This is a genomic window from Hahella sp. HNIBRBA332 (assembly GCF_030719035.1).
GTDB lineage: Bacteria > Pseudomonadota > Gammaproteobacteria > Pseudomonadales > Oleiphilaceae > Hahella.
In genome coordinates, this window is sequence record NZ_CP132203.1 from 120,675 (window position 1) to 143,529 (window position 22,855).

The following is a 22,855-nucleotide window of genomic DNA, read 5'->3' on the forward strand; positions in this document are numbered from 1 at the left end:
AAAGGTATGCACCCTAACGCCGAACTGGTGACCCGTTTTTATGAAGCCTTTAAGGATAAAGATTATCGAACCATGCAAGCCTGCTATCACGAGGACGCTGAGTTTCAGGATGAAGTGTTCACCCTCAAGGGTAAAGAAATCGGCGCCATGTGGCATATGCTGTGCGAACGCGGGGCGGATCTGTCGTTGCACTTTCATCATGTCGAAGCCGACGAGCAGCGAGGCTCCGCTCGCTGGCGCGCGGGTTATACTTTCTCCACGACCGGGCGTTACGTGCTGAACAAACTACGCGCCGAATTTGAGTTCAAGGATGGCAAGATATATCGCCACCGCGACCGCTTCGACTTTTGGCGCTGGTCCCGTCACGCACTGGGCGTCACCGGCTGGGCGCTGGGCTGGACGCACATGTTGCGGGATAAAGTGCAGGCCACGGCGGATACAAATCTGCGGCGTTTTATGGAGAAAAATCCTGAATATAAGGAATAAACAGGTAAGAATGCGCCGTCCATTCGAACGGCGCGATGTCTTTTTTTCTCTGTCGCGGTCGTTAATTTCGAACCGCTTCTCTTGATATCCCGCGCTAGAAGATAACCCAATCCCAATACTGCCTTTGATGTTTTCAAAATGACGCCATAGGTTAGCGGCTTGGTTGTCGTAGGAAAAAACGTCGTCGGACTAGGCACTATTGCTTACAAGGGAATTATTCTCTTAGATCGCTTCCCCGAGTGTGGAACATATAACAATATAGAACTACTCGGAGAGTTAAATCATGGCTTACACAGTAAGATTTGAATCCATGGGTGACGCTACCCCTTTTAATAACGGCGAACAGGCAAAAATAAACAATGCATTAGGAATGCTGGAAACAATATTAGCGGAGTCTATTACTCTTCCAAAATGCAGCTCGATCAATAGATGGTTTGGTACGGGAAATATCAAATCGGTTCTCGAAGGCTTGAATAATATGCATAAGTATTTAACAAGGAAGTGCTCTAGCCTGACCTTTGTGTCTGCGCCCAGACACCCCCAAGATTATATTGGCTGGGTCAGGCCGATGGTTAAAGTGGGATTGAACCCTTATGATTCCAGCTTTGACAATCAACTGGGAAAATCTTCCCATAGAAACAATGATAACTTCTTCCATCGCCTGAATAACAACGCGCCGCAAAGCAAGAAGTATACGGTCAAGGAAACGACTGGTACTTTCAGAGCCAACTGCGGATACGTCAACGTGCAAAGCGGGCTGCGAATCTACCTGACGCCGGGCTACCTGAGCGGTAACTTTGATGAAGATGATCGCAATGACGAACAATGGTTCAAATTCCGTTGCGTCGCCCACGAACTTAGCCACCGAATTCTGGATACCATAGATATCGCATATGGAGAATATGAGTGTATCAAGCTGGCAATAGGGTCTGACAAGCGGACGTCGCTCAATAATGCGGATAACTGGGGGTTATTCCTGGCGGATATATATAAGAGACGTAATTTTAGGGTTTTGCCTAAGTTAAATAGATAGGTGAATTTAGGGGGGTAAATAATATGCCTTTACTCCCCTTGAATATAATCTATTCGTTATCTGTGTCGTAATATAATTAATGTGGCTTCTATTTGTTTTTTTATGCTCTAAACAGAATGTTGATAGTTTGGGGGGTATTTTATTTGTCCAGGCAATGCATGCATTCTGCTTTCAGAAAAACCTGCTATTAAACTATCCGCTTTAGTATCTTTTTCCTATTCTATACCTGAACTAGCGAGCGTCTTTGGTTATTGTCCGAACAGCGCCTCGCCCGGGCTCATGCGCTTCATACCGGGGAAGCTGGGCGTCCAGGTCGTCCCAGTTGGCTTTTGATGTGACAAAGTTGTGGGAGAGGGGGCGTTCGGCGATGTCTGAATCCAGAATTCCCAGACGTAGTCTCACTCGCTCAGGCGCTGCATCATTTGAACTGAAGACTGGTGAGGCGCAGGTCCGGCAAAAGTGGCGTTTGCGTCCGGGCGCCATTTCGAAAAAGGCCAGATGCTCCGCACCTTCCTGAACTATCAAGTCCGCCGTATTCACAAACCCATTGGTGGCGTAAGCCGTGCCGCTGCTCTTCCTGCACTTGGAGCAATGGCAATGAATAATCGATTCAATCGGCCCCTGGATTTCAATTTTGACCTGACCGCAAAGACAGCTTCCTTTGTACATATTGTTTCCTGATTTTTTGGGCTATTAAGCGCTGATATTTGTTAGGGGCGATTAAGTGATCAGCATTCGGCTAATGACTGTTCCAGCCAACCTAAATACCAGTCTGTGAATGTAACAAAATTCCCTTCATCATCTTTTAGCGGGCGTATCCCTTGGTTATCGCACCTGAGATCTTCCCAAATAGTTCCCTTGAGTTCTCCGGTTATGATCATCCAGAAGCGAATAGCACACCCCTCATGGCAGATAGGGATTGCGCCATTCACTATTGCCTCCGCCCAATACTGCTCTTCGAGTTTCTGGTCCCAAGCTTCCCATAGCTCATCTTCCATTTCTTCAGTGTCCTCCTCCTCTGGGTTGGGTTCACCCTCCCAGAAAGAAGGCGGCAAATTCCACGCTTCACTATGAGGGAAAGGCTGACGAAGGTCCCCAATCAGTCCTCCAGCTTCCCAGTGGCAAAGGTCGAAGCCTTCATCCTGCATCTCTATTGGAAAGAGCCCATAAAAAGGCCTGCGCCGCCATTTCCAATAGTTGTGATGAAGCTTTTATAGTCGTCTGGAAAGGTAACCTGATACTTCCTCTCAATTGACTCAAAATCCGCTAGTGCTAGCGGCGGATTTAAGAGGTACTTGTGGGTGCTGCTTCCAAACACGCTGAGGCTGGCATCGCGCTCTTTTAACTTGTCTAGTTTTTTTAAGATGTCATGCATTGATAGGACTCATTAGATTTGTTTGGAGATGCCGTCTTGTATCGCATAGCAATGATTCACAGGTCGATTGCCTTTTGATCAGAACCGGAGCAGGTGTAGCAGTTGCTAACACGAGCGCTAGTTTAACCGCCAGACTACTGTCGGCCAAACCAGTGCAGCGAGTTTTCCTCTGAAAACGATAGTGTGAGCCCCACCTTTTTCAATTGCACAGGCTAAAAACTTAATTGGATGCAATTAATTGAATTAACTACTATCTTGATCGTCCGGTGGCGAGGGTTCGCTCTGTTTTGAGGCTGTGCGTCTATGTTGGCGCGGTAAAGGAGTGGTTGATGGCGTTGGATGTCTGGCTTATGTTTTCGCTGGCCTATTTGGTCACTACCTTATCACCCGGACCGAATGTTCTGCTGGTGGTTAAAAACAGTTTCCAGTATGGATGGAAGTCCGCATTTGTGACGGTGCTGGGAAATCTGTCCTGTCAGTTTGTGATCGTATGCCTTGTCGCTATTGGCGTGGGGGAGCTTCTTGAGCAGCTTCCGGTATGGTTCACCCTAATGAAAGTATTGGGGGGGACGTATCTTATCTATCTCGGTTGTAAAAGCTTGAAGGCTGGCGGCAAGTCAAACCTGCCTTTACCGGATAAGACGCAGCGGGTGGCGCAATTCACCTCACGCAAGCTCTATACCGAAGCTTTTCTTGTTTCCGCAAGCAATCCTAAAACATTGATATTCCTATCCGCCTTTCTACCTCAATTCATCAATACAGAGCAGTCGCATCTGGAGCAGTTTGGCGTTATGTATGTTTCAATATGCGTGATTGTCGCTTGTGTTCACCTGGGCTACGCCATGTTAATTAGCCGAGTCGGGCAACGTTTTCTCGCACAGGATATCGAGCGTAAGATATCAAAAGTCTCTGGCGGATTGTTTATAACCATGGGCGGCGGAGTGCTGCTGAGTCAGCGTGTGTAGCGGTCTAAGCGCGTCTCAACGCTGGCTAAATTCATAATAAATATCAAACTCGCCCTCATGGGTTTTGACGAAGCCGTGTTTCTGGTAAAAGTCGTTGGCCTTGCTGTCGCGAAGTGCGCAGAGTTTCACTGGCAGGCCTTTATTCGCGGCTTCCCGCTTCACTTCCGCAAGCACTTTTCCGCCAATCGACCGGTTTTGAAAATCGGGACGAATATAGAGATGGTCCAGGTATAGGTGGTCTTGCTTGTTGCGCAGGACGAAGAAACCCGCCAGCTCTCCGTTCTCCATGATCTTGAAAGTTTCCTCCGGGACGAACGTGTCCAGGAAACGGCTTCTCACTCTGTTTTCATCAAACCGACCTACGGCTTCCAAGCTGGGCTTCATGGCCTGCGTCCTGATTTCTGCGAGTGTGTGGCTGTCTTGTTTGGTCGCATTTTCGAAGCGAATCGTCTGTGCTGGCTGAGTCATGAGTTTATTGCTCCTTCAATTCCTGCTCCACCGGATACCGATTAAACACATTAAAGTGCCCATACAGGTATTTACTGGGAAAGTCGGGGGAGATGACGACACCCTTGGTCAGAACGCCTTGTTTGCCAAAGCGTTGAGTGTAAGGCTCCAGGTAGAACGCGACGGTCAGCGGCGTATGGGATAGTTGGCCCAGCGTGGCGCTGTAGGTGATGGTGTCCACTGTGACCTCCTTGTGCAGTTTGGCGTAGTCGCGAAGGTTCATCTCGCGCAGATCGAGCGTGATAACGGGGGGCGGCGCGTTTTTGTCTTTATTGAAAGGCTGGCGATACAGCGCATTGCGGTGTGCGGCCATATAGTCGCTCAGGACATCAAACAGATAGCGGCTGAACTTATCCCAAAACGGACTCACTTGATCAGGATTGGCGCCGACTAGCCAGTTTTGCTTTTCGGTATACAGACGTCTTTGCTTTTCGCGATCAATATTTTTATACAGCAGGGTCGCGAACAGCGTCTGGTTTTGCTTGGTCCAGTCTGATTCGAGGGGCGTCGGTAAAGGCTGTTGTTCGACCACATGGCGGTAGCGCTGATAGTTGCGCCAAGCCTCGTAGCGCGCCAACGCGCCGAACATGACGTCCGCTAGCGTGGTGATTTCGCTGGGGCGGAATGAGCCGTCCTTGATGGTTTTCAGTGACGTTTCCAGATAGGCCTGCATTTCTTTTTGTTCGCGTTCGTAGATGTCCGTTGCACTATCCAAAACCGGGGTGGGATATTCGTGTCGACCGGCGCTGAGCAGCTGAGCCCCGTTGGCGATTTCACTCATGTCATGCAGTTTATTGAAAAAGCCGACCAGCCATACGACACAGACCAGAATGCAGGCGCCGGCGGTGGCGAGGTGTTTGCCGGTGACGCCGGACTTATCTCTCCGATGGTCCGGCAGCAGCATCAGAATGGAGAGCCCCGCCAGGCTGAACAATCCCAACAGCCCCACCAGCATGCTGTAGCCTTTGCTTTCTGCATAAAGAATACAGCCGCGCAGCAAAACGAGATGGCCGATAAAGAAGGGGATATAGCCCAGATCAATGCCGGCGGAGTAGAGAAAGTTGATCTTCAGCAGGTAGCTGTCGGAGACAAACACAATGGTCAGGATCAGGCCGGCCCAGGACAGCCACTTCGCCGCTCGTTTTTGCTCCCGGTCAGCCTCTTCCAGTCGAAAGGGCTCCGCCTGCACAGGGATTGGTTGCGGCTGTGGGTTTTGCAGCCGTTCCTGCATCTGGCGATATTTTTCCAGAATGATGCCGCAATCGAGACACTGTGTGGCGTCGATATTCAGCGACTGACATTTCGGGCAACGGGGCCGGATGTCTGTTTTTGGCTGTGCTCCCTGCGTCTTTGGCGTTAGCGTAACTGGCGCCTTGTTGGAAGCATCCGTTGTGGCCGGGGAGGCGGCGGTGCGGTCCGCCTGTTCTCTCACTGCGCCGATGGCGCCGACGCGGGCGAATTGCTGCTGATAAGACTTGGCGGTGAATTCGTTTAGCCCTTCGCGACGAAATATGGCTTCGCCGCTGAACAACGACGCCAGCTCCGCGGGGTCGGTTTGGAACAGCTTCGCCAAGCCGGCCTGGGTTTTCCCTTGATCGGCGCCGGGGGAAAGTTGCCCTCTGAACTCGAAGGAATACTGCTTCATAACTGCTTCATAACTGCTTCATAACTGCTTCATACCAACGGACTCCTGAGTAAACAGGCGCAGAAGGCCAGCAGTCGCAGTTTTTCCTGTGCAGAGAGATTGGGCTTGCGAATTTGCGCTGCGGGTTCCGGCGTGGCGTACACCAACGCCGCCAGATTGCCTTCCTGGTCCAGCACCGCCATGGCGTTCTGCGGGTCCCAGGAAGGGGAGGTCGCAGACTTGCCGCGTCTGCGCTTGAGGAAATCCAGAACTTTTTTGGCATGCCCCAGGTATTCGGCGACGGGGCCCAAAGCAGTGTCTTCCACCAGCTTCTCCTGAATCTTGCCCAGAGCATCTTTGCTGCTTTCGTGGACGCGCACGGCCTGCCGCCATTCATAGACCAGGGCGCCTTCCGCATCGCTCAAGGTCGCGCTTTGCTGTTTGCGTTCGATGACGCCGAGGTCCTGTTGTTCCGCATCTATCAGCCGATGCTTTTTGACGCCGACCCAATAGACGGGAAGCTCCTGTTGGTAAATGCGGTGTGCGCCGCGGGCGTCAGTAATGGACTGCAGCATACGCGGCTGCAAGAGGCGGGGCAGACAGATGATAGCCAGCAACAGGAAAATAATGCTGAGGGCGCTGGCCAGGGCGCCCCATTGAAGATAGTGGGTCATCACCCGCAACAGGTGATTCTGCAGCGTTAAAGCCAGCCCGATTGAGGCCAGCACTAACGCCAGGGGACTCCAATACGCGTTGTGATTAACGATGCGGGCGACGGGCGTCCCGGACTCATTAGACACCGTGAGGGATTCGGAAAACTGAACCAGATGCGGCGTCAGCTTGCCAGCTTCGAACAGCAGTATTTGATCGTCCGGCTTGTCCAGGACTGGTTCCTGTGGGGCGGCTTGTAAACCTGCTTGCAGACAGGCGGGGTTCAGTTGCAGGGCCAGTTCTGTGCGTAAGCCAAGTTGATGTAATTTTTTCCGCCAGCCCTGGGCCTGTTCCCAGGTCAGGTTGCTCTTCAGTTTCACCGGCGCGTCGGCGAACACCCTGGCGATCATGACGTCGCTGAGACGTAATTGCGCTTTTAAATTCCGCTGAACCTGAGCAAGTTCCTGGCCGCTGGCGAGCTTGCCGCGAGTAACGATCTGATAGGTTTCCACGTCGCCCTGCATCACTCCGCCACACTGTGTTTAGCGTTAAAAAAAAGCAGGCCGACCGCCTGTAACAACAGGGCGGCCCCCAGCAGGCCGAGCGGCCATAGCGAGGGCGATTGATCCATCGACTCATAGGAGCCGCCGTATGCGGATAATGCGGCGGCGAACCAGAGACAGGCCGCCGCGGCCTTCACTTTGTTGCCGAGCCTGACCCGGCGCGACAGCGCGTTGAACCACGACGGATGTATGCTTTTCGCCAGCGACGGCTTACTACGACTCATGATGAATAATCAGCGGGAAGACAGGGCGTGAAACAGTTCCTTCAGCAGGTCTTTTTCTTCAGCGATGATGCGTTCGTTGAATTTGTAGGGGTAGCGATTGACGCTGGCGGCGGCGATGTCCAGGCAATAATTCATCATGGCCTGTTTGCTTTCCATTTGATCCTGGTATTTGGACTTGCTCTCCATACGATCCAGGCATAGTTCTCTGAGTTCGCGAAGCATCTCCGGATCGGGGCGGGTCTGCGTGAAGCGATCGAGAAACTCATTAATGTCATCTTCAGAAATGAATTCGATATCCGGCGACTCGCGACTGACCCGGCTTAGATGTTCGATGGTGTAGCGGTAGAGAATTTTTACCTCGGCGTCCTGACAACGACCGTCCGCCCAGATCATTTCAATCAGGGGGATCAGCTCAAGCAGGTAGATGTGAGACTCCTTTAAGCCGTGCTTTTGTAAAAAATTGTCAAAGCCTTCCACTACAATGTCCTATTTTTCCAGTCTTGATTAAGAGCGTTTTGCGCCGGAACTCATACAGATACGCGATATTATAGCGCTTATTCAGATTCTCGCCCGAATTTCACAGATTGTGAACTTGGCCATTGAAGCGCGCCTCATCACTGGCGGCTTTAACGTCTTCTGCTAGCCTTACCAGCGATAACCAATAATAGGTCGCGGGGTTTCTCCGTGGTTAAAAATGAAAGGTAAACAAATGAAAAAGACGTTATTCAACCGCCTGATGAATGTGCTTGTTTTATCCGCCGCCGTGGTCTTCTCAGGGACCAGCGCCGCAGAAAAAGTGACCCTCGCCAATGGTGAATGGGCGCCCTATCTGTCGGAAAACCTGAATGAGTATGGTGTGATTTCCGATGTGGTGAAAAAAGCCTTCGCCAATGAAAATATTGACGTGGAATATGTATTCCTGCCCTGGAAGCGGGGCTATGAAGACGCCAAGAACGGCAAGCTGAACGGCTCGCTGATTTGGAGTCGCACCGAGGATCGGGAGAAGGATTTCGACTACAGCGACACTGTCATTAATTTGAAGACGGTCGCTTTTTTCAAGAAAGGCAGCGGCTTTGACTGGAGTGACGCAGCGTCGCTGAAAGGTAAGAAGTTGGGCGGCGTCACCGGCTACAGCTATGGCTTCGATGATGAGGAAAAGTCCGGAATGGTCAGCATTGAGCGGGTGTCCAGCGCGGACGCCAACGTGAAAAAACTGCTGGCGGGGCGTTTGGACGCCTACATGGAAGACCTTGATGTGGGCAGCGAGCTGATGAACGGCATGGGGGTGATGGATCAGGTTGAAGTACATCCCAAGCCGATCAAGGAAAAGTCTTACCACTTGATTCTGAACAAGGTGCAGCCGGAAAACAAAAAACTGATGGAAGCCTTCAACCGCGGCTTGCAGAAGCTGAAAGACAGTGGCGAGTACGACAAGATGATTGAAGCCTCCCGTCGCGGCGAATATAAAAAGTAAATCCCATCTCGAACCGCCGCGTAAAGCGCGGCGGTTTCAATCGATCATCACCATCGGTCGTTGCGTCACCGGATGAGGCAGAATGCGGCTGTCCACCTGATACACCTCTCTGACGTTCGTCGTTGTGATCAATGTCTCCGGCGCGCCTTCCGCCACAATACGCCCCTGGTTCATCAACAGGATACGGTCCGCATATTGCGACGCCAGATGCAGATCGTGCAGCACGCAGAAAACGCCGACGCCTTTGGCCGCCAGTCTGCGCGCCAGTTTCAATAAGGCGCACTGGTGTTTCAGGTCTAAGGCTGAAGTGGGCTCATCCAGCATCAGGTATTGGGGACCAGCGCCGACTCCTGTCCATAGCTGAGTGAGGGCGCGGGCGATCTGCACGCGTTGGCGTTCGCCGCCGGAAAGTTCCTGGTAGTTGCGCTGCGCCAGATGGCCTGCGTCCACCTCTTCCAGCGCTTCCTGACTCAGACGAAACGGATCGCCCCCAGATACTGAGCGCTGCGCGCCCATCAGCACGACTTCCATGGCGCTGAAGGGAAAATCGAGATGCACGGACTGGGACAAGACTGCGCGCCGACGGCTTAACTGCGGCAGGCTGAACTGGCTGATGGGCTCATCGTCCAGCAATACGTGTCCGAGGGAGGGCGACAGTTCCCCCGCCAGGGTCTTCAGCAGCGTGGACTTGCCGGCTCCGTTTGGTCCCAGCGTCACCACCAGTTCCCCAGGACTGAGGCTGAAATTGATCTGCTCCAGCAAGGTTTTGTCATGACGTATCACGGACACGGCGAAGGCGTGAATCATAGCGGGCCTCTCCGTTCTTTATGGTTATCTTGAGGCTTTTTTCGGTTCTCTCGGGGGCATTTTCGGTTAACTTGAAGCGTGGAAGGCATCATGAGCGCACCCCGGATTTCCGGCTTAGCAACAACCACAGGAAGAACGGGCCGCCAATCAGACTGGTCAGTATGCCCACGGGCATTTCCGCCGGCGCGAACAGGGTGCGCGCCAGGGTGTCGGCGGAGATCGTCAGCGCGGCGCCCAGTACTGCGGAAGCGGGAATCAACACGCGATGGTCCGCTTTCCAGAGCAGGCGCACCAAATGCGGCGCCACCAGACCGACGAAGCCGACGATGCCGGACACCGCCACAGCGGCGCCCACGGCGATAGCGGAGAGCGTAATGACGCGGGTTTTCAGCTTCTCTGTGTCCGTGCCCAGATAGCGGGCTTCCTGCTCGCCCAGCAGCAGGCGGTTCAAGTCGCTGGACTGACGCATCAGCATGCCTATCACTGGCAGGGTGATGGTGAACGACACGCCCACCGATGGCCATAGCGCGCCGCCGAAGCTGCCCATTGTCCAGAAAGTCAGCGTGCGCAATTGCTCGTATGTACTGAGATAGGTCAGAAAGCCCACCGCCGCGCCGCACAGAGCGTTGACTGCGATGCCGGCCAGAATCAGGTGCGCCACGCTGGAGGCGGCGCCAAGCTGGCCGACCTTGAAGATCAGCCAGCAGGTGGCCGCGCCGCCAAGGAAGGCGGCGACGCTGAGTCCATACAGCCCCATCCAGCCGGTGCTGAAAGGGAACAACACAATTACCAGCGCCGCCGCCAGCGCGGAACCGCTGGAGATGCCGATCAGTCCCGGATCCGCCAGCGGGTTGCGAAACAATCCCTGTAAAGCCGCGCCGCTGACCGCCAGCGCGGCGCCCACTACGCCGGCCAAAAGTACTCGGGGCAGGCGGATATGCCAGAGAATCATCCAGTCCTGACTGCTCAAGTCAAAGTTCAGCACGGAGCGCCAGGTCAGAGAGTAGGCCCCCAGCATCACCGCGCCGAGAGTGGCGGCGGTCAGACTGGCGCCCAGCAATAGCCAGATGCGGGTGGATTTATGCGGCATGGCGGAGAGGGTCTGCACAGGCGTTTACTCCATCCAGGTTTGACGGAGCTGTCTGGCGGCGACCACCGTGCGGGGACCGAAACCTAGCAGCAACAGTCCATCCATGGCGGCGATTTTGTTGTTGCGTCCCGCCGGCGTAAGCTTGACGCCAGGTATGCTGCGCATGGCGTCGATGCCTCCGGCCTGCTCCATACCCAGGGTGGTGGTCAGGATCAGATCCGGTTGCGCCTGCGCCAGAGACTCTGGCGTCATGGGTTTGTAGCCTTCCACTCCCTGTAGCGCGTTCACCGCTCCGGACAAGCGGATGATACGGTCCGCCGCCGTGTTGGAGCCGGCCACCATGGGAGCGCCGCCGCCGTGCTGAAGGACGAAAATCACCCGTGCGCTGCGTTGGTTTTGCGCTTTCTCCTGCTCCAGTCGCTGCTGTTGCGCCTGCATGTCCGTCACCAGTTTATCCGCTTGCGTCTCGGCTCCAAGCAGATACCCGATCTGGCGAATATTGGCGTAAACCCCGTCCAGATCCTGCGCCGTCGGGACGGTAAACCAAGTGGCGCCGGCGCCTTTCAATTGTTGCAGAACGGAGGGCGGACCCGCATCCTCACTGGCCAGCACGGCATCCGGGCGCAACGCGAGAATACCTTCGGCGGAGAGGGAGCGTTCATATCCTATTTTCGGCATATTCTCCGCCTCGGGCGGGTAATAGCTGGTGATGTCGGAGCCGATCAGACGCTGTTCCTGTTCCAGTGCATAGATAATTTCCGTCACGGCGCCGCCAATGGAGAGGATACGCTGCATGCGTTCAGGAGACGGCGTTGGCGTCGCAGCCTGGGCCGCCACGCTGGCGATCCATAGCAGCGCAACGCCGGTCAGGCGCGCACTCCAGCCACGCACTGAGAAGCCGGCTACGCTCATGACAGATTCTCCACCGACGCCACCAGTTCACGCCACTCCGTCAGTTCCGGCTTGCCGGGCTTGCGGGCGCCGAACAGGGTGAGCACTAACTTGCGGTCGTGATTGAAGCACTCCAGCGAGGTCACCACGCCGTCGCTGGTGGGGCGGCGCACCGCCCAGCAGCTCGCCAGTTGCTCTGTATTTAGATGCAGGTTGAAGTCCGGGTCCAGCACGTTGAACCAGGGGCCGGTGCGTAACAGTTTGTTGACGGTTCCGGTATGGATCTGCACGACGCCATCGTTGCCGACAAAGGCCATGATCTCCAGCTGGCAGTTGGCGGCGAATCGCAACGCCTGCTCCATGGCGTCCGTCGGCAGACGATGAGCGTATTCCTGGCCCGCCAACTGCAACGCTTCCAGACGATCAATCCCCAGTTTGCTCAGCATGGCGTTGAAGTGGTGGACGTCTTTCAACTCCGACCAGGGCTGACGCACATCGTCTTCCGTCACCTTGCCGGCATTGGGATAAAGCGGCGGCGTCTTCGTTTCGGGTACGAAAAACAGCTCCGCATCGCTGGCGAGATGAGCGATTATCCACTGGTCCCAGGCCGCCATATCCGTGTGCTCGGTGGCGTAGATCTTGTGCGTCGCCGCTCCGGTGGCGTCGAAAAACTGAATGCTGCGGCGGACCTGTTCGCCCGCGCCTTCTGTTACCGCATAGGCGTGACGCCAGTGCTTGAAGAAGACACGCAGATCGATCTCGCCCAGACATAAGCCCATGACGCCGGCCGCATTGGCTTTGAAATCATGGTAGACGCCGTGACGTTCGTGCACGGCCTGGTCGTTGCGGGTCAGCGCCATCACCCGTCCTACAGACTCGATGGACGTCAGCATCTCCGCGAAGTCGCCGCCAAGGGGCTGGACGCGCTGTTCCATCTGCGTCAGCAACAGAGCCAGTTCGCTCACTCCCAATTGCTCCGCTGCATTGCGGATGCGCAGACGGGGTTGTTCCCGCCGCATTTGCGTCCAGGATTCTTTCAACCCTTCGGCAGGTTGTTTGATCGCCTCGTCTCTGTTGAGAACCGCTTGAGCCGTCATGTGTTCACCTCGTTAATCATGCAATGGTTCCTGTGGAGAGTGCGGATCAGTTGGCGGCCGGCATAAAACGGATGTTGGGGTGTCCGCTTGCGCCTGCGTCGGAGTAGTAATTGGTGATCTGCAGCTTGTACTTGGTGGCGTCATCGCCGCCGTTTTGGGTTTCGATCACGTAGACCCGATAGTTGGACCAGATTTTGTGCTGACCTTGCAGGTTATAGGCGTACCAGGGCGAGTCTTCGAAAATGCCTGCGGTGGCGTCGGCCAGGTAGTGCATGCTGATGTCCGCGCCGGTATCAGACTGCGTGCCGGAGACATAGTTGTTCAGGTCCGCCACAGGGAGCGGGCCGAATGCGCCGCCGGCGCCGCTGCCGGAGGGACCGCTGTTGGTCCAGAGCGTCCAGTTGAAGCCCTTGATTTCCAGTTTTAGATCCCAGGCCGCGTTGGCGCAGTCGACGGTTGCGTCTGCATCGAAATCAAAGCACTGGCTGCCGCCGCTGACGGGAACAGAGGCGGCGAAGGTGGCGTTGCTGGTGAAGCCGGCTGCGTCGGAAGGCTGTACGTCGAAGCTGAAGGTGACATCCAGGTTGGCGCCGGGGTTATAAGTCAGCGCAGTGGCGTGGAAACGGGCGTAGCTGGCGCCGGAATTGGAGCGCAGCAACCAGCCATTGGCGTCGTTCAGGGACACCGTGTGAGTGGAGATATCGTAGTTATACCAGCCCAGATCCATGACGTTGCCGGTTCTGTCTCCGGAAGCGGTGATGGCGCTCAGCACGCTGTCGCTGGTGAAGGTCAGGCCAGCTGTGTTCACCGCCGCCAGCAGATGTTCTTCTTCCGAGTCCGGCGTGGCGTTGAGAAATACGTTGGCGTTGGGATCGCCGCTGTCTGTGTAGAAATCCTGCTGCGCCGCCGCGAGCGCGCCGCGCACCTGTCCGGGGCCGGAAGCGCCGCCGTTGAGCACCACGCCGGTACGGCGGAAACCGATATGCCAGTCAGTGGAAGAGGCGGCTTCGGCTTCCGTCAACGACAGCGTTTGCCCCGTGGCGAGGTTGACGTAGGTGTAAGCGTCACGGCTGCTGGCGTCGACGATCAGAGACCTGTAGGCGCCGCCGGAGCCGTTATCAGGCGTGGAGCCGCTGTCGCCGTTAGTTGGCGTATTTTTATCGGGATCGCCGGAGCCTCCTCCGCTGGAGCAGGCGCTGAGTAATATCAGAGCAGCGGCGATGGCGCCGGATTTGACTGCAAGGGTGGGGGAGACTGGTTTCATAACGTTGCCTTTATGTGTTTTTTGGGTGTGTGAGTGGGTTATTGCCATAGTGCTGATTGATAGTGCTGAGTGATGTCCGGGCGCTGGCGTCAGCCTTTGATGCGCACGCCCAGGTAGAAAAATCGTCCTTCGTCCGGGCGGAAGTCGCTGGCGTCGCTGAAATCCCGCTGCGTATCCGTCAGATTGTCGATGCCGCCGAACAGGGTGACGCCCCGGGGCAGAGGCTGATTTACCTTGAAATCGAACGTGCTCCAGGACGGCGACTCCATGGAGCCGGCGATGTCGATGAATTCCCGGGATTGAAACACGCCGTCTAAAGACAGCTGCGTTCCCCAGGAGGCCAACGTGTAATCCGCGCCCAGCTTTACCTGATGGCGCGGCCGCTTCGGCAGCTCCAAGCCGGTGCGTTTGTCTTCGCTGTCCATCCAGGTGTAGCCGCCGTGAATTTTCCATTCTGATGACAGCGGGTAGGCGGCGCTGATTTCCGCGCCCCGGGTGCTGGCTTCAGCGATGTTGGTGTAGCGGTGTATGGAGACGCCGTCGCCCCGATCCGAAGTGGCTTCCGGGTCGAAAGCAGTTTCGATCAGGTCGGTAATGTCGTTGTAGAACAGATTGAGGTCCACGTAGGCGCCCTGATCGCCATAGGCGCCGACGCCTAACTGGTAACTGGTGGACTTTTCCGGCTGCAGGTCCGGATTGCCCAGCACCATGTATCCCAGGTGGCTGTGATCGAACACGTAATAACGCTCTTTCAGGTTGGGCACGCGATACCCACGGCCTACGCCGCCGCGCAGAAAAACAGTCATGCTGTCTTCGCGCATGAGTTCATAGCGGGCATTGATTTTGGGCGCGGCGTAAGAGCCGAAATCGCTGTCCCGCTGCAAGCGGATGCCGGGGGTGATTTCCAGACGGTCACTAACGAAATAGTCGTCCTGGAGATACATTTCAATGCTGTGGCGGTCCGTGCCGGCGGGCACTTCAATAGCGTCGTCATGACGCTGTTCAAGCGTCTCTTCGAATCCTTCCAGGCCAGCGGAAAGCAGATGGTCGTCATTCAAGGCGTAGGTCCAGTCTAGGGTCGCCCTGCGGGTCTCCATGCTGGCGCTGCGGCGGTCTTCCTTAACCGCGGTGGCGATGGCGTCCTGGTAGGTGACGTCGTCGAATTGTTCTTGCAACAGTCGGGCCTGAAAATCTCCCACGGTGGTGCGCCAGGCGGCGGAGGCGCCCAGTCGGGTGCGTTCGGCCTTTTCCTCTTTGACCTTACGGATTTCCTTACCGGCGGCGTCGGCGGAGATACGGTTGTTGAGGTCTTCGCGATAGTAGCCGCCCAGCAGTTCATAGGACTGATTCTGGTCGAGCTTCCAGCCCAGACGGGCCGACCAGTCGCCGCGTTCGCCCTCGGCGCCTTGCGTGGTCCAGTTCTCCGGGGTGGCGTCGAAGCCGTCGCTGTCGCGACAGTCTATGCTGAGCGCGCCATACCAGGCGCCGTCGCGGCCTGATAGTCGCGCCGAGGCGCGGCGCGCGCCAATGTCCGCCGTCTCTCCGCCGATGTTGTCTTTGCCGAAACTGGCGGCTTCCGCCAGCGCTTCGTAGTGCAGGCCCTGCTCGATATCCCGGGTGATGATGTTGATAACCCCGCCCATGGCGGCGCTGCCATAGAGCGCGGAAGTGGCCCCTTTGACAACCTCTATGCGCTCAATATTGAGACTGCCGATTTGGGTGACGTCGACGCTGGAGCCGGTGCTGGCGGCGACCGGTTCGCCGTCTATGAGCACTTTGACGCGGTTGCTGTCCAATCCCTGCAGCCAGACTTCGTAGCCGCTCTTGCCGTGGATTCTTTTCAGCAGCAGACCGGGGACGTCCTCAAGCGCTTCCTTGACGTCCCGCGCGTGTTTGCGCTCGATTTCCTCCCGCGTCACCACCTCGGTGCGCACAGGTGTCTCCATCAACAGCTTTTCGCTGCGAGTGCCGGTGACGACGACGGTGTCTAGCACCGTTTCCGGCGCTGACGGATTGCCCAGCGCCTGCTGCGACAGTGCGAGAGTGAGAGGAACCGTGAGTGTGACAAGTAGAAAAGGGTGAGATGTATGCGACACGAACAACCACTATCAACAGTTAAATGATAATGATTATCATTTAATAAAAAGTATTCTCTGTCAATAATGATTCTTATTTACGTTTGTGTGAATGGTATTATTCACGGAGACGCGGATGTTTTTTCTCTTATCAATCTCCTGAAGACTTTCGGGTCTGCATCGGCGTTTTTAAATGAGCACTTTGCAAATAACCCGGTTGCCGTCCCCCTCGTATGTCAGATCGTCAAAGCTGAGCAGATTGGCCATGGCGATGCCTCTGCCATGATTATCCGTGGCCCTTTCCACGCTGATCTGCAGATACTCGCGCCAGTTGAATCCCGGTCCTTGATCGGTGATGGCGACGGTGATGGCGTCGTCGTTTTTAGTGAACTCCACCAGTACGCGTTTGTGTTGGTTTTCCAGAAGCTTCTGGCGCCGCTGCACCTCATTCATCCATTCTCCGCGAAGGTTGAGGTCGGTTTTTTCGTCATAGGTGATGCCAAGGTTGCCGTGTTCCACGGCGTTCACCAGCAGCTCCGCCAAACCGGTGACGACTTTGGGTGGAAAGGGAAACAGATCCGCCAGCAGAATCGACGCCTGCTCGGCTTCCTCAACGGTGGCGAGACTCAATGTCAGTTGGCGCGCCATATGCCGCAGAGATTTGTTTTTTCCCAGCTCCATCATGAGCTTGCGGGACTCTTTTCCGAACTCCAGCGCGGCTTTGATGATGGAAATCAGCACTTCTTCTTCATAGGGCTTGGTGAGGTAGTAGTAGGCGCCGGCCTCAATGCCTTCGCGGATTTGTCCTGACTCCGCCGCCGCGGTTTGCATGATTACCGGAATATCTTTTCCTCTGGGGTGATCTTTGAGTTGCTGCAGAAAGGCGATGCCGTCCATCTTTGGCATCATGCGGTCGAGCAGGATCAGGTTCACGTTGAAAAGATGACGCTCCAGTGTCGACCAGCCTTCGGCGCCGTCTGCGGCGGTGATGAGTTCGTAGCCGGTGTCGGCCAGATAGGCGCGTATCAGGCGCAAATTGCGTTCATCGTCGTCTATCGCAAGTATTTGTTCATGCATGCTGAGCGCTCTTGTCCTTGCTTTCAGGTGGGCGAGGGCTCCGCTTCCGGAATCAGCGCAATGAAGTCGGCGCCGCCCTGTTCATGGTTGCGGGCGTATATGAGCCCGCGATGAGCTTTGATGATTTCGCGGCATATCGCCAGACCGAGTCCGGTTCCGCCTGCGCCGGTGTCTGTACTGCTGCTCTGGACGAATTTGTCGAAGATGCTTTCCAGCTCCGCATCGGGAATCCCGTCGCCCTGGTCGGAAACACTGAAGGCGAACACGGGCTCATCCGTATCCATTAAAGATAACTCTAGCAGCATTATGTTGTTTTGCGATTCATGGGGAAGGGGAGTTAGTCCTACAATTTTCCTTTGTAGTTCGCCTACATCCGCCAACTTCCAGCAGGGACGCTCCAATGACCCGGCCTCTTGCGCCAGCTTCGCCAACTTCTCCGCCTTGCGTGCGCTGAGTCCGCCAACCCGTCGCCAGTTGCAGGCGTAGGCGCTGGCCTGGGCTGAGTCCGGGGGCGGGCGAGCGCCTTCCAGATGGGTGGGAGCGATGACATCGCCTTCCTGAATTAAATAGATGGCGGAATGGCTTTCATCCCAGGGTAACTCTCTGTTCAACTTTCTCAGGGTGTCGGTCAGACAGTTCTCTTCCTGAAAGGGCCAGTAGGGGAACTCTGCGGCGCTGGATTCATTCTGGCAGGGGGCAGGGGAGGTGAACAGCTCTATGAGCTTGTCCGGCTGTTGTAAAAGCAGCGCGGCTTTCTCGTTTAATCGCTCCAGCGTCAATCCGTGCAGAGCAAGCAACTCATGCATATCCGGCGTGCGATGGGCGATGCGCAGGGTGATGCGGCCCTGTTGCGGTGAGAACTTGATCGCATTGCTGAGCAGGTTGCGCAATACCTGGGTCATTTTGGGGCCGTCGCACACGACAAGTGGGGAATCCAGCAAGTCTTCGGTATGAATCTGCAGCTCCTTTTTACCCCATAGCGGACGCAGTTCCTTCAAAAGCTTGTCCCGTATGGCGAGGATATCCACCAGGTTGAACGTGTAAGTCATGCGACCGGATTCCAGTTTGGCGAGATCCAGTAGATTATTCAGCAACTCCAACAGGCCCTCGGCGCTGGTTTTGACTTCGCTGAGATGCTCGTAAACCAGCTCATCTGTATTTTTCACCCGTTTAAGACACAGGCTGGTGAATCCAAGAATGGCGTGCACCGGAGTGCGCAACTCATGGGACATGTTGGCCAGGAACTGAGACTTTACCCGGCTGGCGCGCTCCGCTTTTTCCTTCGCGATGGTCAGTTCCCGGGTTTGTCGCTCCAGTTGCTGGGCATATTCCCGCAACTGCTCGTCCGCGCGCTGCTTTTCAGTGATGTCCTCCAGTATGCCAAGAAGCGTTTCCGGCTCGCCCTTGTCGTCGAAGATGGGCACTTTTGTGGTGTGCGCCAGCCAGGTGCCGCGGGAGGTTGTGATCGGCTCCACCTCTACATTCACCACTTCTCCGGACTGCATGACCTGTTGGTCGATACTGCGGAAAAAATCCACCTCCGCCTTGTTGGGAAATATGTCGTAGTCGGTCTTGCCGATAATATCGTCGCGGTTCGCTTCGAATAACTTTTCCGCCTGACTGTTCCATATCAAAAAGCGGTAGTTGTTTTTTACGTCCTTGGCGAATACCGCGACGGGGATGTGGTCGATAATGCTGGCCAGCATGTCCTTTTGCACGCGAGTTTGTCGCTCGGCCTCGCGTCGATTCTCCGCCTCGCTTTCCGCCACGTTTTTAGCGCCCGCCAACAATTGATTGGCCTGCTGCAGACGCTGCAAAAGGTTATGCAGGGTGCGTATGAACAGTCCCAGGTCATCGTCGCGATCCTTTTCCGGCAGATTGATGAATTGCGGTTGATCCTGCATGGCGCGCAGATGTCGGGTGATCCTTCTGAAAGGACGGATGATGGTGTGAGTTAACTGGAAGCCGGAGCCGAGACAGGTGATGAGTAATACAACGATGCTGATGACAGTGACGCCTTCGATAAAACGCAGTCTTTCCTCGATGCTTTGGGAGGAGCGATGCACGTACTGATCGGCAAGCTCTTGTTGCCGGTACAGCAGATTTATCGATTTATCACGTAAGGGCGATATTTTTTTGTGCAGGATTGTCATGGCGGCCGCTGGCGTCGCGGTCTCCATGGACTGAAACATCTGTTCGCCAAGCAGGGCGATTTCCCGTAAATGGCCCTTCAGCTCATCTTCAATGGCTGACGTGTTTTCCATAATGGCCCGGGAAGGAGAGCGGTTTATCAGTTCGGACAGGCTGCGATAGCTTTCCAAAAACTGCTTTTGCGCCGCACTGCGGGCGTCAGGGTCTGACTCTATGGGAATGCGCTCCAACATGGCGTAAATGCGCGCAAGCCCCAGCCCTACCTGATCAAGATGCTTGAACAGAAGCCTGTCCTGATCAATGATTTTTCTCGACATATCGCTGACGAAATGCAACTGCCAGTGCTGGAACAGCGTCGCCGCCAGCGCGACCATTGTGATCAGCAATAGTGCGGAAAGTATTCGGTTGGAAGTTTTGCGCATGCAGGCGTCGCCGGAATTCCTTTACGTTATGACTGTCTGCCAGAATCTAATTGTTATTAACATGGCAAAATCATCGCCATGTTAATAACCAGGCGCATGGATGCGCCTGCGCGGCGGTTGGCCGCGGAAGACAGGGCCTGACATGTGCAGGCCCTGTCGTAGCAGACAAATAGAAGGAGTCTATTTGTCTGCCTAATTAATAAATACGCAGAAAATATCAAACAAGTGTAGTTCATACCCAAAGGCTCTGCGGCGCGCCTCGCGGCTTGATAGGAGTAAACAGGCCATCACCCAAATAGCATAGAAAAAATCATATCTCCGGATGATACCAATTGGCTGTTTAATGTATGACCATTGGCGTACCAATAAGGCGAAAATAGACAATGGAAGGGTGATGCGATGAATCCATTTAAGAGAACAGGTATGCTCTCGCTGGCGCTGACGACCGGGTTGATGGCTGGTCAGGCGTTGGCGGAGTTTAAGGTGGTGGGATACTTTCCCACTTGGCAAGGGGATGTAAACAGCATTCCTTACGACAAAGTCACTCATATCAATTATTCCTTTGTGCTTCCTACCGCCAGTGGCGGATTACAACCACTGGAAGGCGGTTCACAACGTTTGAGCGCCCTGGTGCAGCGGGCGCACGCTGCAGGCGTGAAAGTGCAGATCGCCGTGGGCGGATGGAACGACGGCGACGACTCCGCCTTCGCCGCGCTGTCGGCGAACAACAGCGCCCGCGCTACCTTTATCCAGAATCTTATGAGCATGGTGGACCAATATGGCCTGGATGGTGTGGATCTGGACTGGGAATACCCCGAAGCGGGCGCAGAAGCGAATAATTTCAAAGTGCTGATGCGGGAGCTGGGCGAGGCGTTGCACGCGAAAGGCAAAATTCTGACCGCCGCCGTCACCGCCACGGACTTTCCCGGCAGCGTAGACGCTGACGTGATCAGCAGCGTCGATTTTCTGAATTTGATGGTGTACGACCTGGGCTATCCGCACTCCACTTATGAGCATGCCCAAAGTGCGTTGAGTCACTGGAAATTCAACGAAGGTCTGCCCCAGGAGAAAGCCGTTCTGGGCGTGCCTTTTTACTCTCACAAGGACTGGGTGGCCTATAAAGACGTTATCGCCCGCTACGGCGCTTCCGCGGCCCAGCGCGATGACGCCGGCGGCCTGGATTACAACGGCCAGCCTACGATTCGCGCCAAAGCGGAGCTGGCTCTGGCGGAGGCCGGGGGCGTGATGTTCTGGGAAATCTCCCAGGATACTCATGACGACACTTCCTTGATGAAAACCATATGGGATGTGGTAAGCGGTTCTACTGATCCGACCGATCCGACCGATCCGACCGATCCGACTGACCCGACCGATCCGACTGACCCGACTGACCCGACTGACCCGACTGACCCGACTGACCCGGGAGCCTGCGATGTGGCGGTTTGGACCGCCTCTGCGGTTTACACCCAGGGCATGAAGGTGAGTTATGAGGGCAAGATTTACGAGGCGAAATGGTGGACTCAAGGCGAGACGCCTTCTCAGTCCGGGCAATGGGGCGTCTGGAAGGAAGTTGGCGCTTGCGATGATGATGGCGGCGCGCCGACCGATCCCACTGATCCGACTGATCCTGGCGGTCCTACAGACCCAACTGATCCCACCGACCCAGGCGGACCTACGGATCCGACAGACCCTACTGATCCTGCCAGCTGCGCAGTATGGCGGGAGGGCGTGACCTATCAGGCAGGCGACGTGGTCTCCTACAGCGGATCCGTCTACACTGCGTTGGTGACTCACACCGCGCATGTGGGCGCTAATTGGAACCCGGCCTCCACACCGACCTTGTGGGAGCAAAAAGGCGAGTGCGATGACGGAGGAAACGATCCCGGAAACGGCGATGGAGATAATCCCGACGATGGCGACGGCGATACCCCTGGGGACGGAGATGGCGATAACCCGGGAGATGGCGATGGAGACAATCCTGACGACGGCGGCCCTGGTCCTGTCAGCGGGTTGCCCAAACATGCCTTGATCGGCTATCTGCATGCGAGCTTCGCCAATGGCTCAGGCTATGTGCGCATGGCGGACGTTTCCAATGACTGGGATGTGATTAACCTGTCATTCGCAGAACCGACGTCCCCAACCTCCGGAGAAGTGGAGTTCCATCTGTGTCCGGTATCCGAATGCGCCAATGTGGAATCCGAAGCGGAGTTTAAAGCCGCGATTCGCGCCAAGCAGGCCAAGGGCAAAAAAGTGCTGATATCCATCGGCGGCGCTAACGGGCAGGTGCAGTTGACCAGCTCGGAAGCGAAAGATGCCTTCGTGCGTTCCGTGTCGGCGATTATCGATAAGTATGGTCTGGACGGCCTGGACATCGACTTCGAAGGACACTCGTTGTATCTGGACTCCGGCGACAATGATTTCCGTAACCCGACCACGCCGGTTATCGTCAACTTGATCGCCGCCCTGAAAGAGCTTAAGGCCAAATATGGCGCAGGCTTCGTGCTGACCATGGCGCCGGAGACCTTCTTCGTGCAGAACGGCTACAGCTTCTACGGCAGCGGTAAGTGGGGCGGCGCCGATCCTCGGTGTGGCGCTTATCTGCCGGTGATCTATGCGATGCGTAACGATCTGACGTTGCTGCATGTGCAGGATTACAACTCAGGTCCTATCGTTGGACTGGACGACCAGTATCACACCATGGGCACGGCGGATTTCCACGTGGCGATGACGGATATGCTATTGGCGGGCTTTCCCGTGCAGAAAGATCCCAACATGATGTTTCCTGCGCTCAAGCAGAGCCAGATCGCGATTGGCCTGCCAGCCAGCGTTAACGCCGGTGGCGGTTTCACCTCCGTGCAAGACGTGCAAACCGCGCTGGACTGCCTGATGAAGAAAGAGAACTGCGGAACTTATCAGCCTAAAGGCGTTTATCCCAATATGCGGGGGCTGATGACCTGGTCTATCAACTGGGATAAGTTCAACAATTACGAGTTCTCCAAGAGCCATAAGGCGTACTTCGAACAATTTGGTCTGTAACCGTCTGTACTGTATATTCAGAAGGCGCCTGAACGGCGCCTTT

Annotated in this window: 21 protein-coding genes; 5 read left to right on the forward strand and 16 right to left on the reverse strand. The window is 55.5% G+C overall.

Features of this window, described 5'->3' with window-relative positions:
* Positions 1-6 precede the first annotated feature (6 nt).
* Both O5O45_RS00660 and O5O45_RS00665 read left to right on the forward strand, forming a co-directional pair.
* On the forward strand, positions 7-486 hold the full coding sequence (locus tag O5O45_RS00660; protein WP_305903387.1) for a nuclear transport factor 2 family protein: 480 nt from the start codon (positions 7-9) through the stop codon (positions 484-486).
* 283 nt (positions 487-769) lie between these two features.
* Positions 770-1,519 (forward strand): M35 family metallo-endopeptidase, encoded by a 750-nt coding sequence (locus O5O45_RS00665; protein ID WP_305903388.1) that lies wholly within the window; start codon positions 770-772, stop codon positions 1,517-1,519.
* A 231-nt stretch (positions 1,520-1,750) separates the two neighbouring features.
* On the opposite strand, the gene O5O45_RS00670 is transcribed toward O5O45_RS00665, so the two are convergent.
* Genes O5O45_RS00670 through O5O45_RS00680 form a run of 3 tightly spaced genes read right to left on the reverse strand, consistent with a single transcriptional unit; the run spans position 1,751 to position 2,894 of the window.
* Positions 1,751-2,188: a GFA family protein gene (locus O5O45_RS00670; RefSeq protein ID WP_305903389.1), complete on the reverse strand. Its 438-nt coding sequence runs from the start codon at positions 2,186-2,188 to the stop codon at positions 1,751-1,753.
* A 59-nt stretch (positions 2,189-2,247) separates the two neighbouring features.
* Positions 2,248-2,667: a hypothetical protein gene (locus tag O5O45_RS00675; protein ID WP_305903390.1), complete on the reverse strand. Its 420-nt coding sequence runs from the start codon at positions 2,665-2,667 to the stop codon at positions 2,248-2,250.
* A gap of 2 nt (positions 2,668-2,669) precedes the next feature.
* Entirely contained in the window at positions 2,670-2,894 is a 225-nt protein-coding gene (locus O5O45_RS00680; RefSeq protein ID WP_305903391.1) for an SMI1/KNR4 family protein, read from the reverse strand.
* Positions 2,895-3,223: 329 nt separating this feature from the next.
* Between O5O45_RS00680 and O5O45_RS00685 the strand changes: the two genes are divergently transcribed.
* The gene (locus tag O5O45_RS00685; protein WP_305903392.1) at positions 3,224-3,859 is read left to right on the forward strand and encodes a LysE family translocator; all 636 of its coding nucleotides are present in this window, start codon (positions 3,224-3,226) and stop codon (positions 3,857-3,859) included.
* Positions 3,860-3,874: 15 nt separating this feature from the next.
* Here the strand turns inward: O5O45_RS00685 and O5O45_RS00690 are convergent, their stop codons facing one another.
* The 5 genes from O5O45_RS00690 to O5O45_RS00710 are packed head-to-tail and all read right to left on the reverse strand — an operon-like array spanning position 3,875 to position 7,905.
* Positions 3,875-4,327, reverse strand: coding sequence for a GNAT family N-acetyltransferase (locus tag O5O45_RS00690; protein WP_305903393.1), 453 nt, complete (start codon positions 4,325-4,327; stop codon positions 3,875-3,877).
* Between the two features lie 4 nt (positions 4,328-4,331).
* Positions 4,332-6,011 (reverse strand): hypothetical protein, encoded by a 1,680-nt coding sequence (locus O5O45_RS00695; protein ID WP_305903394.1) that lies wholly within the window; start codon positions 6,009-6,011, stop codon positions 4,332-4,334.
* Positions 6,012-6,040: 29 nt separating this feature from the next.
* Positions 6,041-7,165: a hypothetical protein gene (locus O5O45_RS00700; protein WP_305903395.1), complete on the reverse strand. Its 1,125-nt coding sequence runs from the start codon at positions 7,163-7,165 to the stop codon at positions 6,041-6,043.
* Positions 7,165-7,428, reverse strand: coding sequence for a hypothetical protein (locus O5O45_RS00705; RefSeq protein ID WP_305903396.1), 264 nt, complete (start codon positions 7,426-7,428; stop codon positions 7,165-7,167). The genes O5O45_RS00700 and O5O45_RS00705 overlap by 1 nt, the downstream gene beginning before the upstream one ends.
* A 9-nt stretch (positions 7,429-7,437) precedes the next feature.
* Positions 7,438-7,905: a hypothetical protein gene (locus O5O45_RS00710; protein WP_305903397.1), complete on the reverse strand. Its 468-nt coding sequence runs from the start codon at positions 7,903-7,905 to the stop codon at positions 7,438-7,440.
* Positions 7,906-8,137: 232 nt separating this feature from the next.
* Here O5O45_RS00710 and O5O45_RS00715 point away from each other — a divergent pair, with 232 nt between their 5' ends.
* Complete coding sequence (locus tag O5O45_RS00715; RefSeq protein ID WP_305903398.1) at positions 8,138-8,902, forward strand: substrate-binding periplasmic protein; 765 nt, start codon at positions 8,138-8,140, stop codon at positions 8,900-8,902.
* Between the two features lie 36 nt (positions 8,903-8,938).
* On the opposite strand, the gene O5O45_RS00720 is transcribed toward O5O45_RS00715, so the two are convergent.
* From O5O45_RS00720 to O5O45_RS00755, 8 genes are all read right to left on the reverse strand, one after another.
* Positions 8,939-9,709 (reverse strand): heme ABC transporter ATP-binding protein, encoded by a 771-nt coding sequence (locus O5O45_RS00720; protein ID WP_305903399.1) that lies wholly within the window; start codon positions 9,707-9,709, stop codon positions 8,939-8,941.
* Positions 9,710-9,797: 88 nt separating this feature from the next.
* Positions 9,798-10,817 carry a FecCD family ABC transporter permease gene (locus tag O5O45_RS00725; protein ID WP_305903400.1) on the reverse strand — a complete coding sequence of 340 codons (1,020 nt, stop codon included), beginning with the start codon at positions 10,815-10,817 and terminating at the stop codon, positions 9,798-9,800.
* A 6-nt stretch (positions 10,818-10,823) separates the two neighbouring features.
* Complete coding sequence (locus O5O45_RS00730) at positions 10,824-11,711, reverse strand: heme/hemin ABC transporter substrate-binding protein (protein WP_305903401.1); 888 nt, start codon at positions 11,709-11,711, stop codon at positions 10,824-10,826.
* Positions 11,708-12,787, reverse strand: a complete 1,080-nt coding sequence (locus tag O5O45_RS00735; protein WP_305903402.1) for a hemin-degrading factor — start codon at positions 12,785-12,787, stop codon at positions 11,708-11,710. The genes O5O45_RS00730 and O5O45_RS00735 overlap by 4 nt, the downstream gene beginning before the upstream one ends.
* 46 nt (positions 12,788-12,833) lie before the next feature.
* Positions 12,834-14,051 (reverse strand): HmuY family protein, encoded by a 1,218-nt coding sequence (locus tag O5O45_RS00740; RefSeq protein ID WP_305903403.1) that lies wholly within the window; start codon positions 14,049-14,051, stop codon positions 12,834-12,836.
* A gap of 89 nt (positions 14,052-14,140) precedes the next feature.
* On the reverse strand, positions 14,141-16,147 hold the full coding sequence (locus tag O5O45_RS00745; protein ID WP_305903404.1) for a TonB-dependent receptor plug domain-containing protein: 2,007 nt from the start codon (positions 16,145-16,147) through the stop codon (positions 14,141-14,143).
* A gap of 168 nt (positions 16,148-16,315) precedes the next feature.
* Positions 16,316-17,203 (reverse strand): ATP-binding response regulator, encoded by an 888-nt coding sequence (locus O5O45_RS00750; RefSeq protein WP_305903405.1) that lies wholly within the window; start codon positions 17,201-17,203, stop codon positions 16,316-16,318.
* A 23-nt stretch (positions 17,204-17,226) separates the two neighbouring features.
* The gene (locus O5O45_RS00755; protein WP_305903406.1) at positions 17,227-19,776 is read right to left on the reverse strand and encodes an ATP-binding protein; all 2,550 of its coding nucleotides are present in this window, start codon (positions 19,774-19,776) and stop codon (positions 17,227-17,229) included.
* Between the two features lie 423 nt (positions 19,777-20,199).
* On the opposite strand from O5O45_RS00755, the gene O5O45_RS00760 reads away from it, so the two are divergent.
* Positions 20,200-22,812: a glycosyl hydrolase family 18 protein gene (locus O5O45_RS00760; protein WP_305903407.1), complete on the forward strand. Its 2,613-nt coding sequence runs from the start codon at positions 20,200-20,202 to the stop codon at positions 22,810-22,812.
* Positions 22,813-22,855 lie beyond the last annotated feature (43 nt).

Excerpts from the sequence above, each read along its gene's own strand:
- O5O45_RS00660 (WP_305903387.1), top strand. The coding sequence starts at position 7 with ATGCACCCTAACGCCGAACTGGTGACCCGTTTTTATGAAGCCTTTAAG.
- O5O45_RS00665 (WP_305903388.1), top strand. The coding sequence starts at position 770 with ATGGCTTACACAGTAAGATTTGAATCCATGGGTGACGCTACCCCTTTT.
- O5O45_RS00670 (WP_305903389.1), bottom strand. The coding sequence starts at position 2,188 with ATGTACAAAGGAAGCTGTCTTTGCGGTCAGGTCAAAATTGAAATCCAG.
- O5O45_RS00675 (WP_305903390.1), bottom strand. The coding sequence starts at position 2,667 with ATGCAGGATGAAGGCTTCGACCTTTGCCACTGGGAAGCTGGAGGACTG.
- O5O45_RS00680 (WP_305903391.1), bottom strand. The coding sequence starts at position 2,894 with ATGCATGACATCTTAAAAAAACTAGACAAGTTAAAAGAGCGCGATGCC.
- O5O45_RS00685 (WP_305903392.1), top strand. The coding sequence starts at position 3,224 with ATGGCGTTGGATGTCTGGCTTATGTTTTCGCTGGCCTATTTGGTCACT.
- O5O45_RS00690 (WP_305903393.1), bottom strand. The coding sequence starts at position 4,327 with ATGACTCAGCCAGCACAGACGATTCGCTTCGAAAATGCGACCAAACAA.
- O5O45_RS00695 (WP_305903394.1), bottom strand. The coding sequence starts at position 6,011 with ATGAAGCAGTATTCCTTCGAGTTCAGAGGGCAACTTTCCCCCGGCGCC.
- O5O45_RS00700 (WP_305903395.1), bottom strand. The coding sequence starts at position 7,165 with ATGCAGGGCGACGTGGAAACCTATCAGATCGTTACTCGCGGCAAGCTC.
- O5O45_RS00705 (WP_305903396.1), bottom strand. The coding sequence starts at position 7,428 with ATGAGTCGTAGTAAGCCGTCGCTGGCGAAAAGCATACATCCGTCGTGG.
- O5O45_RS00715 (WP_305903398.1), top strand. The coding sequence starts at position 8,138 with ATGAAAAAGACGTTATTCAACCGCCTGATGAATGTGCTTGTTTTATCC.
- O5O45_RS00720 (WP_305903399.1), bottom strand. The coding sequence starts at position 9,709 with ATGATTCACGCCTTCGCCGTGTCCGTGATACGTCATGACAAAACCTTG.
- O5O45_RS00730 (WP_305903401.1), bottom strand. The coding sequence starts at position 11,711 with ATGAGCGTAGCCGGCTTCTCAGTGCGTGGCTGGAGTGCGCGCCTGACC.
- O5O45_RS00735 (WP_305903402.1), bottom strand. The coding sequence starts at position 12,787 with ATGACGGCTCAAGCGGTTCTCAACAGAGACGAGGCGATCAAACAACCT.
- O5O45_RS00740 (WP_305903403.1), bottom strand. The coding sequence starts at position 14,051 with ATGAAACCAGTCTCCCCCACCCTTGCAGTCAAATCCGGCGCCATCGCC.
- O5O45_RS00750 (WP_305903405.1), bottom strand. The coding sequence starts at position 17,203 with ATGCATGAACAAATACTTGCGATAGACGACGATGAACGCAATTTGCGC.
- O5O45_RS00755 (WP_305903406.1), bottom strand. The coding sequence starts at position 19,776 with ATGCGCAAAACTTCCAACCGAATACTTTCCGCACTATTGCTGATCACA.
- O5O45_RS00760 (WP_305903407.1), top strand. The coding sequence starts at position 20,200 with ATGCTCTCGCTGGCGCTGACGACCGGGTTGATGGCTGGTCAGGCGTTG.